This window comes from Nocardia pseudovaccinii, from assembly GCF_050942345.1.
Lineage (GTDB): Bacteria > Actinomycetota > Actinomycetes > Mycobacteriales > Mycobacteriaceae > Nocardia > Nocardia pseudovaccinii.
This window is the reverse complement of sequence record NZ_CP192074.1, coordinates 3,741,095-3,753,673: the sequence shown is the minus strand read 5'-3', so window position 1 is coordinate 3,753,673 and position 12,579 is coordinate 3,741,095. Positions and strand designations below refer to the sequence as shown.

Genomic DNA, 12,579 nt, shown 5'->3' with positions numbered 1-12,579 from the left:
GAGCCGATCGGTTCATCGGTCGAACATGTACTGGCATCGAAAGCGAGCGGCGGGCGAAGCTTTCTGAGAACGCTGGGTGCTACATCTGCTCTGCATGGAGCAGCTTCGTGAAGCAGTGACCCATGACGCGAAGGTCAGGCGCAATAGTAAAGACTTCGCAAAGCACATGGAAAGGCTTGTGTTGCAAATGGGACTAACTGCTATCAAAATGTGATCCAAGTCACAGCATGGCAAGAGGTATCCCGGGTCGGGATCGATCGAAGATGCGGCGGACACTGCGCCGATACGAAAGAAGGCCGGGCACTCGCTGTGCACCGACCTCGTTCAATGGGTGGTCCCAGCTGGTTTCGAACCAGCGACCTTCCGCGTGTGAGGCGGACGCTCTCCCGCTGAGCTATGGGACCGAACTTGGTGTTCGAGCGGCGGCAGAGCAGCCGTTCGAACGAGATGGAACCTTAGCACGCACTACCGGCGTCCCACCAAATCGCCACCCCGACACGGGCGATCGGCCGTCGAGCTTTGCGGCTGGCATTGCTGCGGGGTCGTGAATTGCAAAGTGGCGCAGTAAGTCCCGGAGTGGCCGTTCACGTGCACAGCCGCGGGACCACCCATCAGGGCTCGCGGGCTTTGCCATCCGAGCGCGCGAGGTTCGGCTTCGATCCCGCCCCCGACGGCATGGTTGGTCAGGGCCGACGCCGCTTGCCAACGCCCCTGTCCTACGGCGGGTTCGGGTGTGGCGCAAGCGAAAGGCACGGCTCGGGCACGCTCACCCCGGGATGCGCCCTACCCAACCTCGCGAACAACACCCGTGTAATTCAACTTCAGGCTCTTCTACCAGCGGATTTGTAGGTTGCGCCGAACGTCGGCTAATGTTCTGTCTCGCACCACGGAGGGCCGCAAGCCCCCCGGAGATGCAAATGCGGATGTAGCGCAGCTGGTAGCGCATCACCTTGCCAAGGTGAGGGTCGCGGGTTCGAATCCCGTCATCCGCTCGAGGAGTAGGGCCAGGCAATAGTTAAAGCCTTCCCCCTTCGCACGGTGGAGTGGCCGAGTGGTGAGGCAACGGCCTGCAAAGCCGTGCACACGGGTTCGATTCCCGTCTCCACCTCGCGCGATTAGCTCAGCGGGAGAGCGCTTCCCTGACACGGAAGAGGTCACTGGTTCAATCCCAGTATCGCGCACCACCGTTTCTCCAGGTCAGCCCCGGTTTTTGCCGGGGCTTTCTTGTTTTTCGCGGGGAGAATTGGCGGAGGATGACAGGGAACAACGACCAGAGCCGTGTCGGCAAGGTCACCGCGGAGGAGATCCGTCGGGTCTGGGGTGACCATCTTCAACCGGTGCCACCCGAGCTGGTCAGCCCACGGCTGTCGGTGCCGACCCGTGAATTCCTCTCGACCGTGGGCCTGCCCGCGATCGAGACAGTCGACTCGGCGGGCCTCATTCCCGTCCGGAACCTGCGGCTTTCGTTCCTGCGGGAAGACTGCGAATACATCGTCGTGGCCGAGGATATCGATCCTGGATGCGGCGTAGCTGTGGAGGTCGCCACCGATCAGGTGTTCTTTATCTGTGCGGAGGATCCATCCGACCGTCGGCTGGTCAATTCCGACATTGCCCTGTTCGTGTTGCTCCTGGGGCTTTTTCAAACCACCGTGCGGGAGCTGGCTGAGGCGGACCGTGATATCGGCGAACGTCTCCTGGCCGACCGGTGGCACCAGTCGACGATCCGCGACCCTATGGCGATGAAGGACGACCGCAACTACTGGGTTGGGATGTGGGACAACCTCGCCGACGATTTCGCGTGTGGCACTCCATAGCGGATGGGAACGGCCTCAGCTCGGGTCGGTGCCGGGCGTGGGAGGTTGGGTTTGGAGGCGGGGCGCGGTGTCGATGACGCCTTCCAAAGGGCGGCCCTGGCTGATGGTGAGGACGGTTTGGGCCAGTTGGGTGCAGGTGTCGTCTACCGCTCGCCGGGCGCGGTCGCGTTGGGCGGTGATGGTGGCGTGGATGAGGGCGGTCAGTGCGACCGAGCCGTTGAATGCTTGCAGGGTGATCATTTTGGCGGTCAGGTCGAGGCCGCTGAAGGCCGGGAAGTCACGGGTCACGGCGACGATGGCGACGGTCGAGGCGATCAGGGCACACGGCAGGGCGCCAGCCAGGTGGAAGCGCATCGCGGCCCAGGTCACAAACGGGAAGACCAGGAAGAGCAGGTTCGCCGACACCACGGTGGCCGATACCGCGACGACGAATGTGCCCACCGCGAGCATCGCGGCCTCGATTACCCGTAATGGACTGCGGACCTCGGGTATGCGAATACCTTTGCCGACGAGGATGAGCGGTGCGATCAGCAGCACGCCCATGGCGTCGCCGGTCCACCACACCAACCAGGCGCCCCAGAAACCGTGTGCGGAAACCACACCGGCCATGAGCAGAGCGACAGTACCGACTGTCGCGCTGATCAGCATTGCGGTGAGGGCACCGAGGAAGACGAGTTCGAGTACGTCACGTACGCCGACGAAATCGCTGTGGAACCCGGCCCTTCTGAGCAGCAGGTACGCGACCACCGGAGCGACCGTGTTGCCGAGAGCGATCATGAGGACGGCAGGAAGCGTCGGCCCGAGCAAGGCATTCACCGCCAACGCGCCGAGCGTGATGCCCGGCCAGGCACGCAGGCCGAATAAGAACAGACATGCGAGGGCGACCCCGGTCGGCGGCCACAGCGGCGTGACTTGATTGCCGACCAGGGCAAAACGCAACCCGACCTCGGCAGCCGCAAAATACGCGACCGCCGCGACAATGATCCACAGCGCCAACTCGGCGTTGCTGCGGAAACGACCCACGACGTGAGCATAGAACCGTTTCCCACAACGATCAGGAAATATCGAGGACAGCGCGGACAGCGACGCCGAGCGGGCAGAGACGGATGCGGCCGATTGGGTGGGCGATCGGCGGGATGGGCCGGGTTGTCGGTGGTCGGCGTTAGGCTACGGCGCACATATCGAGTGGAGCCGAGTCGTGGTCAGGGGTGCAGGTGACGGCAAGTGAGGCCGATGGGCGGGATCGGGCTACTGACTATGCCGATCCCGAGGTGCTGGACGATATCGCCGGGGATGTGTCGTTCGATCTCGAGGAGATCAACGAGCTATTGGGCGAATTGATCGAGATGCGGGGGGATCGCAAGCGGCGCGATGCCGACATCGTGGGGTTTCGGCTCGGGGTGAGCGGGGAGGCGCCGGAGACGTTGGCGCGGATCGGTGCTCGATTCGATCTGTCGCGGGATCGGGTTCGACAGTTGCATACCCGGGCGGTGGCGCTGATTCTGCGGGAAGCGCAGCTGAGTGGACATCGGGCGGCCGAGGTATTCGGGACGCGATACCCGGTGGGGGCACGAGATCAGCAGTTGGTGCGGGCGCTGTTGGTGGAAACCTATGCGACGGATACCGATCTGGCCGCCAACGAGTTGGCTTATCTGAAGCTGCGGCTGGCAGGGCATGCGGGCGAGGATGCCAAGCGGGTCGCCGGATATGTCATGCAGCGGATTATGGGGTGGCAGAAGAAGACGAACCGGCGGTTGGCGAAACTGCATGAGCCGCTGGCGACGAGTGAGCTGAATTCATGGCTGGGACAGGTCGATTGGCCCGCCTCCGCACCAGGACCCGCTCCCCTGCCGATCGCCTCGGCGCGCACCGTCGACGGCGACGACGAAGGACGCGGGCGGTTCTATCTCGACAAGGTCGGACGCGATGTCGGGTTCGATTCCGGCTTGGAGGCTCGGCTGCTTCGGACGGTGAACGCGAGCGATCTGGTCGAGACATTCCAGGAGCAACCGAGTGCGGTCACCTTCGAAATGGACGGCACGGAACGAGGCTACTACCCCACCATCGCCGCACGGCTGGCCGATGGCCGCGTCGTCCTGATCGATGTCGAACCGCTGGGACATGTCGGCTTCCACATCAATCGGATCAAGTCGGCGGCAAGCCGCACACATGCGCATGCCAACGGCTGGGGTTGGCTGGTGTGGACGGGCAGCAAGATCGGGATCCCAGATCTATTGCGGCGCACAGTAGCCGAGGAGGCCGAGAGTCGACTGCGGGAGTCGGTCGAGCGCGGGCCGGTGTACTGGTCCGTGGTGCGGCAGTTGCGTGCGGAGGTCGAGCTGGATCTGCTCGACCTGATCGCGCTGGTGCTGCGCAACGAATGGCGTTGGGACCGAGCGCCGTTCCGGCTGACCGGCAACCACCCGGTCGACCACCTCAGCGCACGAACATCGCTCCCGCGATGAATGTCACGATAAGCATCATCGCGCAATAAGTGATCAGCTGCCAGTGACCGATCGCCTTCTGCAGACTCACGATGGTGGCACGCAGGCTGGCGTCGACGCGGTGGTGGTTGTCGAGCTTGCGCTTGACCTCGGCCAGCGAGTCCGCGCGCTCCTGTGCGGACTCCTCGGCACGTTCCAGCCGGGTGGCGAGCTTCATGATCTGTTTCTGCTTGTCCCGCACGGATTTTCGAGACAGGGCCAGCGTGGTGCGTTGGTTGACCAACTCCTGGCGCTGCCGAGCGATGACGCTGGCCTGCGTCCTCGTGTGGTGTTCCCAGTCGGTCACGGTGGCCCATCCTCCTGTCATCACATCGCGGTAGCCCCATACGATTTCGCCCCGCACCCAGCCGTACAGGAAATCGCGCAGTTCATAGGGTTCACGGCGCGGTAGGACGACCGCGCTGTTCGAAGTGTCCAACATGCCCTCTTCGGCCCGGTAATCGCAGGCGGGCGGGGCGAAGTCGGCGATGCCGAGCGCAGGCAGATGCCCGACCCAATAGCCCGGCGGGCACAGCCACAACACCCCGTCACATCCGGAGGTGCGCAGCCGCGTCGTGTGGTGCTGGGCCGATTCCCGATCCAGCGGGCCGGTACGGACCTCGATGGCATACTGCCGATCACCGCTGCGCCAGAGCACGTCCACCGGGACGTCACCCACCCGGCGGTCCACCTCGGCCACCTCCGCACCGTAGGACGCGAGCCGACCGCACAGCCAATACTTCAGCCGCTGGATATCCCATTGCGCGGCGGCACATTCCGGACATGTGCAGCCGTATCCCCCTGCCCCCACCGCTCCGCCGACGGGTGCGCGACCATCCGGCACCCGGGTGTCCGCGACGCGACCGTCCGACAATCCCAATTCGGCGAGCATCGCCCGACGCCCGCACGCCCGCTCGACGCGCTGCTTCGTTCTCACGCGACCTCACCCCTGCCCAAAACCACCGCAGGTCAGGTACGACCTACGCCATAGATCAAGAGTGCGTCAGCTTTGGCCCGCCCGCCAGCCCCCTATACCCCGCGCTCGGGTGCGCCACAACCCGCGAACACGCTCCGACCAGCCGATGTGTGCTGTCTCACAAGCGATTTCAGTGCGACACGCGAGAGCATTGCCACAGTTATTCCGGTGATTGATAGTTGCGGCCATTCCTTGGACACGGCCGATGCCGCCGAACGAGCGAACGAGCGCCGCCGCGTAACCGGACGAAAGGTGCACGGCGCGGCCACGGCCGATCCTCGAACCGCGTCGGTACCGATCGACAGATAGAATCGGCCGGCCACGAGCGGAGTTTCGGGCGATACGGGGAAGAAGGTATGGGATGGACCACGACGAGCGGAGTGGCGAATCGATCGGCGCACTCTTGTCGAGTCTCGCGACGACCCTGCGCGAGGTGAGCAATAAACTCGACGCGGTCGCCGCCCACGTGGATGACGACCGTAACCTGGCCGGTCGCCTGGCCAAGTTGGAGGCGTGGGCTTTCCGTACCGGGGAGGATGTTTCGAAGATCGGGTCACGGTTGGAGCAGGTCGTCACCGTCGAGCCCAGTGACGAACCGGCCGAACCCGCGCTGCGGGTCCGCCCGGAGCCCGTGCCCGCGACCAGGGAACGGCGCGAACCGATTCCGTCACGTCGCGACCGTCTCGATGCCGTAAACGGGCGAGCCGACACCACGAGCGCGCACGCCGAGACCGGCCGCAACGACCTCCCTGACATCACCACCGTGCTCAGCCAAACGCCGACCGGACGCAACAACCGCCCCGACACCACCGGAACCAGCGAGCGCCTCGAGCCCAAGACCGGCCGCAACGAGCTCGTCACGCCGACGACCGGAGCCAACGGGCGCTTAGCGACCCCGACCGGACCTCTGGACGCGACGACCGGGCGCAACGAGCGGCTGAAAGCGCCCGAAGACAGCGCGCCCCGCCCCGCACGGACCGAATTCACCGCGCCGATCACCCGCACCGAACACCTCGAACCATTCGGCCCCGCAACGCCCAACGACTCTCTGCCCCTCCCCGCACGGACACCGCAGCCCGTCCCGCCCGCGGTCCCCCCGACCTATCGCAGCGAGCCGCTCTCCGCACCCACCTCGCGACCCGAATGGCTCGACTCGGCCACACCGGCCGGCACGGAACCTTCCGCGCCGACCTACACCAACTCCCAACCCACGACCACCGGCGACCGGCTCGACTACGGCTCGGTCGGCTCGAGCAACGGCCGCTTGGAGCCGCTCACGTCCCCGCCCCGCAACGGCTATGAATCCCCAACGCCGACAACCCGTCCCGACAGCGGTATGACCGCACCACGCACCGAGGACAACGGCGCACTGTCCCCTGGCGCGCACCGCGCGGGGACCGGCGAGGACACCTCGCACGTCGACAAGCTGCAGGCCATGCTCGACGAACTCAAGCGCAACCCGCACGGCCCCTTCGGTCGCCCGGAACCGTCCTCCGCGCCGAACGAACTATCCGGCGTGGATCCGAACTTCGCGATCCGCACCGAGGGCTGAGCTGGTCACCGGCCGGACGAGTCCAGCCCGGTGAGGGTGCCGCGGATCAATTCGCGTAGCCATCGGTGGGCGTTGTCGGCGGTATTACGGGGGTGCCACGCGATGGCGATGGCGATTTCGGGGAGGGGCAGGGGGATTTCGAAGGCGCACAAGCCGAGTGCGGTGCGCGTTGTCGCGGTGAGGGCGGCGGGGACGGCGCAGATCAGATCACCCGAGCGGACCGCGAGCAGGGCGCTGGTGAGGTCGGGGACAGTGGCCACGACGCGGCGTGTGCGGCCGTGCAGGGCCAAGCGGTCATCGATGGGGCCGCGGGCGCGACCCCGGCGGGAGATGCCGAGGTGGGCGGCGGCGGCGAACCGCGCCACGGTCACACGGTCGGTGATCAGCGGATGTTGCGGTGCGGCAACGCCGATCACGCGGTCGCGCAGGACGCGTTGCACGGAGGTCTCGGGATCAGTGTGCTCGATGACGCCGACCTCGATATCGACGCGACCGTCACGCAGTGCGGCGGTGCCCTCGTCGCGATCCGGGAGTAGGTGCAGTGTCACGCCGGGCGCCTGTGCGCGGACGGCGGCCAGCAGCGGCGTCGTCAATTCCCCGAGGACCATATCGCCCGCCTGCACGGCGAAGTCGCGCTTGAGCGTGGCCGGGTCGAGTGCGCCGCGCGGGGTGAGCAGCGTCCGCCCTCGCTCCACCAGAACGCTTACCTCGTAACGCAATTCGAGTGCGCGCGGCGTAGGCACCAGATTGCGGCCCGCGCGCACCAGCAGCGGATCGCCGAGCACGTGACGCAGCCTGGCCAGCGTTCGGCTCATCGCGGGCGCCGAAGTGTGTAGCCGCTCGGCGGCCTGGGTGACGCTGTTGGTCTCCAGCAGCGCATCCAGAGCAACCAGCAGATTCATGTCGAGGGCGTCCACTCCTGGATTATCCAGAACGGAAAGGCTGGTAACCAACATTGCACTGGTGATAATCCGCGGTGCCGACCTCGACGGCGCTGTCCGGCCCGATTGCCGACTCCGGCCGGGATGACGGCACGCCCGTGCGACGCCGGTCACACCGTGAACTTCTTCGACTCGAAATCCACAGTCGCACTGGGTAAATCGAGGTGCCTCGCAGAGGGAAACGGACTTTGTTCCTATCCCGTATCCCCGGCGGCTACCATCGCCGGGGCCATTGGCCGACGAGAGCCGAGAGATCCCCCGCCGGTGATCGTCGACGTCGGTCGAACCTGTACGTGCTCCATACGCGACGCCGGGTCCGACCTACCACACGTTGAGCGCCGAGGAGAACGCCCGCAATCCCCAGGCGCACTCCGGGCAATCGACCTACGGCGTGCGCTGTTCGGCGGAGACCTGAGGCGCCAATTCCGGCGCCGATGTCACTACCGGCCCTTTCGACCGTTCCGCGAGCCCACGATACGAAGACGGCTTGATCATCCGGAACCATTGTGCCGCACGGGTTCTACGCGGCAGCCGGAATTTCAGGTCGGCGAGCATCTCATCGATATTGTGAATCGAGAACGGGGTGATGGCGCCGCCGTGCGCGTGGTGGCCACCCGTGCGTTCGGCCATCCAGCTCAGCCGCTCATCGACGTGCGCGGTCATCTCTTCCTGCGTCGGCAGGGCAAGGCGGCCGCGCAACAGTGCGGCGGTCCAGTGCGCACCGACCTCGGCGCTGAGCGTGCTGATGACCGAGGAGTTGTACCCGACGAAGCTCAGATTCGGCACGCCGATCGGCAAGATCTGCCGGTACAGGCGGAAATTGCCCTCGTCATCGGTGAGCTGACGCTGCACGTACGGGGTCAGGAACGGCACCCGCTGGTGGAACCCGGTGGCGCAGATGACGATATCGGCCTGCAGGGTCGTGCCGTTGGACAGTCGCACCTGGTTCGCGGCCATCTCGGTGATGGTGCTCTCGCGGTGCACCGCGATCAGTCCCATCCCCACCCGCTCGAAGAAATCCTCGGTGACCAGGCTGACCGTGCTCTCCGCGATATCCTCGAAGCGCCCCTCCGGCACCAGCCCCAGCTCGCGCAGATGCGACTTCTTGGTGGCGAGTTCCTGGATCACATCGAGGTTGCTGTCACGGAAGCTGTGCCCGGAACCGTGCAGGAACCGTTCGATCCGCCCGAGCTCCTGATAGCGGAAGTGCGCCTCCCCCAGCCTGGTCAGCATCAGCCGTTCGTAGTCGACCAGTCCGCGCGCCAATTTGCGCGGCATCTTCCACAGCAGTCGGCGGGCGACCACATTCGTCGAGGCCGCGACGTGACTGACCGCCTCGGCGATATCGCAGGCCGACTTGCCATAGCCGACCACCACGACAGATTTGCCGCGCGCCCACTCGATATCCAGGAACTCCGAGGCGTGCCCGATCTGCCCGCCCGCCTGCCGGAACCGCTCGACGCCCGGAAAGTCGGGCACCGCGGGCTCACTGAATATTCCGTTGGCGATGACCAGATGGTCGCAGGATGTGCGATGGACACCGAGGTGGTCGCGGATCTCCAGCAACCAACCACTGTCGACCGGATCGGCCGCGACCACCTCGGTGCCGAGGCGCAGACTCTCGCCGAAGCCGAAGTGCCGCACGTACCCGTCGAGGTACTGCTGCATCTGCTGCCCATCCGGCACGCGCGGATAGTCATCGGGCATCGGGAAGTCGGAGAAGTGATATGTGTGTTTGCTGTTCTGTGCGCGCAGGCCGGGATACCGGCGCGTCGCACTCCACACTCCGCCGACGTCCGAGGCCCGATCGAATACCTCGACCGGAAAACCTTCCCGGCGCAACACCTTCGCGCAGGCGAGGCCTGCGATGCCCGCACCTACGATTGCGATGCGGTTCCCGCTCGTCATGGCACGGAGATTACGTCGCTCGCGCGAATGCGGCAAAGCCTCGGTGCGATTTCACGAAGTTGAACGGGGAGTGACTACAATCCTGGCCTTGTCGCGCGGCACGGTGGTGATATTGCGCACCCGTCCGCGCTCGCGTTTCGCCCCCTCGGGCGGGGCCAGGGTGTAGCGGGACAGGATCTCGCGCAGCACCGTGGTGCCCTCCATCAGCGAGAATCCGGCGCCGATGCAGCGGCGCACGCCGCCGCCGAAGGGCAGCCAGGTATTCGGTTCGACCTCGCCGTCGAGGAAGCGTGACGGACGGAAGGTCCCGGTGTCGGGATGGTTGGCCGGGCTGCGGTGCGCCAGCAGGATCGAACAGCTGACCACGGTGCCCGCGGGCAGCTCCCAGCCGCCGATGGTCATATCCCTGGTGAGTTTGCGTACCGCGCCGGGGATGACGGTGCGCATCCGCATCGCCTCCTTCATGACGGCCTCGAGCGCCTTGTCGTCATCGATGCGGACCGCTTCGTGGGCATCGCGTTGTACCTGCGGGTTGACCGAGAGTTCGTGCAGTGCCCAGGACAGCGCGGCGGCGGTGGTTTCGTGACCGGCGAGCAGCAGGGTGATGAGTTGATCGCGCAGTTCGGGGTCGGTGAGGGGCGGATCGGACTCGGTATCGCCGCCCGCCTGCAATAGCCGGGACAGGACGTCGGTGCGTTCGGCCAGGTCGGGGGCGGTGCGCCGGGCCGTGATCTCGGCGTACAGCAGATCATCGATGGCGGCCATATTGCCGTGGAAGGACTTCCACGGCGGATACTTCTGCAGCGCCGGTTTCATCAGGCCGATGTACTGCAGCGGCCCGATATCGACGATGCGGCCCAGCCGCGGTGCGAGCACGGCCCGGGTGCGCTCATCGGTGACGCCGAACACCACCCGCATGATCACCTCGAGGGTGAGCGCGTTCATCCGGTCGAGGGTGATCACCATCGAACCGGGCCGCCAGCGGTCGACCTCCGCGGCCGCGATCTCGGCGACCAGATCGCGATAGCCGCGCAGGGCCGCGCCATTGAATGCGGGCATGAGCAATCGGCGCGCCCTTGCGTGTTCGGCCTCGTCGGTCATCAGCACCGAATGCTGGCCCATGACGGGGCCGAGGATCTGGTTGCCTTCACCCGCGTGCAGGTCACGTGGGTCGCCCGCGAAGATCTCCTTGATGTGTTCGGGGCGGGTGAATACCACGAGGTTCTGCGCGAACGGCGGCACATGCAGCGAGAAGACATCGCCGTAGCGCCGCCGCAGCGGCGGCAGCACCTGGGCGCGGTTACGGATGTACAGCAAGCCCTGTAGGAATGCGGGGATCGGCGGACCGGGTGGATACGCCGCAGTCATCGTTTCCCTCCGCGTCCGGCGCCGGACGCATCGTTACGCCCGGTTCTCTGCACTGTTGCACAGTTGTCCGGCGTTGCGGAAGCCCCTGGGGCACAACGCCTGATCAGCGGGGCCGTCCGCCGCTCTGCGCACCACCCGAACGCCGCATTCAACGCAGTGCGGGTGCCCCTGCCAATTCGACCGGCAGATCCTGCAACCCCCGGATGAGCATGCTCTCCCGCCAGCGCAATTCACCACCGGCGGCCGCCAAGCGCAGATCCGGATACTGCTCGACCAACCTCGTGATCGCGATGCGCGCCTCCAGCCGAGCCAGACCCGCACCCAGGCAGTAGTGGATGCCGTGGCCGAATGCCAAGTGGCCAGATGCGGAACGCTCCGGGTCGAACTGAGCCGCGTCGCCGAAGTGCCGTTCGTCGTGATTGGCCGAACCCAGCGCGACGAGCACCATCTGGCCCGCGGGAATCTCGGTGCCGCCCAGCGTGATCGATTCGGTCGTGTAGCGCAAGGTCGCGACGTTCACCGGACCGTCGTAGCGCAGCATCTCCTCGATCAGGGCGGGCACCGCCTCGGGATTCCGGTGCAGAGCACGATAACGCGCCGGTTCCGACAGCAGGGTGAGCACGGTATTGCCGATCAGATTGACCGTGGTCTCGTGACCCGCGACCAGGATGAGGAACACCATGGAGATCAGCTCGTCGTCGGTGAGACGGTCACCGTCGGCACTGGCGGCGATCAGGTCCGAGACGAGGTCCTCCCCCAGCCCCTCGGCCCGCCGCCGTGTGATCAGCTGCTCGAAATAGTCGGCGATGGCATCGGTCGCGTGCCGGACCTCCTCGGGGGTCGCGGTCGATATCTCGACGATGATGCGCGACCACTCCCGGAAATCCGCGCGATCGGCCACCGGCACACCGAGTAGTTCGCATATGACGGTGATGGGCAGCGGAAACGCGTACTCCGACAACAGATCCACCGGGCCCATGCCGTCCGCGGCGATCCGGTCCAGGAGGTCGTCGGCGATGGCCAGCACGCGCGGGGCCAATGCCTCGATCCGAGCGGGTGCGAATGCGGGGGCGACCAGTCGCCGCAGCCGGGCGTGCGCCGGCGGATCGGTATTCAGCAGGTGGTAACTGATCCGGGCATTTACCGCGCCGACGCCGGTGTCACCGGTGGGCAGACCACGGGCCTTGCGGCTGGCGTCGGTGCGCGGGTCTTTGCGGATTGCCGGATGACGCAGCACCTCGCGCGCGACGTCCAGATCCACCACCAGCCAAGCGCGAACGCCGCTATTCAACTCGATGGGGTGCACGGGACCTTCGGCGCGCAGCTCCTCGTAGAAGGCATACGGTGTACGAAAGAAATCCTGCGGCAGCTTTCTCATTCGACGGCCCTTCCCCGTTCGCGAGTTGTCTTGCGCCCCTTCGATAGTGGCACGCGATATCGATCTCGACCACCCGCGTATCGACCGCGGCGACCGAATCGGACCAAAGGATGACCGTCGCGCGCGCCGCATCCACCAAAAGGATGACCGCGACCGTCT

General features: G+C 65.9%; 9 protein-coding genes and 4 tRNA genes. 6 read left to right on the top strand and 7 right to left on the bottom strand.

What is annotated here, in order from left to right; all coding sequences use genetic code 11:
- Positions 1–332: 332 nt before the first annotated feature.
- Positions 333–404: transfer RNA gene (locus ACQPZ2_RS16905), tRNA-Val, on the bottom strand.
- 515 nt (positions 405–919) lie between these two features.
- On the opposite strand from ACQPZ2_RS16905, the gene ACQPZ2_RS16900 reads away from it, so the two are divergent.
- The 4 genes from ACQPZ2_RS16900 (at position 920) to ACQPZ2_RS16885 (ending at position 1,814) form a co-directional block, all read left to right on the top strand.
- Positions 920–992: transfer RNA gene (locus ACQPZ2_RS16900), tRNA-Gly, on the top strand.
- A 45-nt stretch (positions 993–1,037) separates the two neighbouring features.
- Positions 1,038–1,108 (top strand) — tRNA-Cys (locus ACQPZ2_RS16895).
- 1 nt (position 1,109) lies between these two features.
- Positions 1,110–1,184: transfer RNA gene (locus ACQPZ2_RS16890), tRNA-Val, on the top strand.
- Between the two features lie 69 nt (positions 1,185–1,253).
- Complete coding sequence (locus tag ACQPZ2_RS16885) at positions 1,254–1,814, top strand: SUKH-4 family immunity protein (RefSeq protein WP_433526418.1); 561 nt, start codon at positions 1,254–1,256, stop codon at positions 1,812–1,814.
- 15 nt (positions 1,815–1,829) lie between these two features.
- Here the strand turns inward: ACQPZ2_RS16885 and ACQPZ2_RS16880 are convergent, their stop codons facing one another.
- The gene (locus ACQPZ2_RS16880) at positions 1,830–2,837 is read right to left on the bottom strand and encodes an MASE1 domain-containing protein (protein ID WP_433526417.1); all 1,008 of its coding nucleotides are present in this window, start codon (positions 2,835–2,837) and stop codon (positions 1,830–1,832) included.
- Positions 2,838–3,028: 191 nt separating this feature from the next.
- Here ACQPZ2_RS16880 and ACQPZ2_RS16875 point away from each other — a divergent pair, with 191 nt between their 5' ends.
- On the top strand, positions 3,029–4,279 hold the full coding sequence (locus ACQPZ2_RS16875; protein ID WP_433526416.1) for a sigma factor-like helix-turn-helix DNA-binding protein: 1,251 nt from the start codon (positions 3,029–3,031) through the stop codon (positions 4,277–4,279).
- Here the strand turns inward: ACQPZ2_RS16875 and ACQPZ2_RS16870 are convergent.
- Positions 4,251–5,234, bottom strand: a complete 984-nt coding sequence (locus ACQPZ2_RS16870) for a hypothetical protein (protein ID WP_433526415.1) — start codon at positions 5,232–5,234, stop codon at positions 4,251–4,253. The genes ACQPZ2_RS16875 and ACQPZ2_RS16870 overlap by 29 nt on opposite strands.
- Before the next feature lie 400 nt (positions 5,235–5,634).
- On the opposite strand from ACQPZ2_RS16870, the gene ACQPZ2_RS16865 reads away from it, so the two are divergent.
- Positions 5,635–6,825: a hypothetical protein gene (locus ACQPZ2_RS16865; protein ID WP_433526414.1), complete on the top strand. Its 1,191-nt coding sequence runs from the start codon at positions 5,635–5,637 to the stop codon at positions 6,823–6,825.
- Positions 6,826–6,830: 5 nt separating this feature from the next.
- Here ACQPZ2_RS16865 and ACQPZ2_RS16860 read toward each other — a convergent pair whose 3' ends face one another.
- The 4 genes from ACQPZ2_RS16860 to ACQPZ2_RS16845 all read right to left on the bottom strand — a co-directional run bounded on the left by ACQPZ2_RS16860 (position 6,831) and on the right by ACQPZ2_RS16845 (position 12,420).
- Entirely contained in the window at positions 6,831–7,742 is a 912-nt protein-coding gene (locus tag ACQPZ2_RS16860; protein ID WP_433526413.1) for a LysR family transcriptional regulator, read from the bottom strand.
- A 408-nt stretch (positions 7,743–8,150) separates the two neighbouring features.
- A complete protein-coding gene (locus ACQPZ2_RS16855; protein ID WP_433526412.1) occupies positions 8,151–9,674 on the bottom strand; it encodes a flavin-containing monooxygenase in 1,524 nt (507 codons plus the stop codon).
- A 51-nt stretch (positions 9,675–9,725) separates the two neighbouring features.
- On the bottom strand, positions 9,726–11,042 hold the full coding sequence (locus ACQPZ2_RS16850) for a cytochrome P450 (RefSeq protein WP_433526411.1): 1,317 nt from the start codon (positions 11,040–11,042) through the stop codon (positions 9,726–9,728).
- Between the two features lie 148 nt (positions 11,043–11,190).
- Positions 11,191–12,420, bottom strand: coding sequence for a cytochrome P450 family protein (locus ACQPZ2_RS16845; protein ID WP_433526410.1), 1,230 nt, complete (start codon positions 12,418–12,420; stop codon positions 11,191–11,193).
- Between the last annotated feature and the right edge of the window lie 159 nt (positions 12,421–12,579).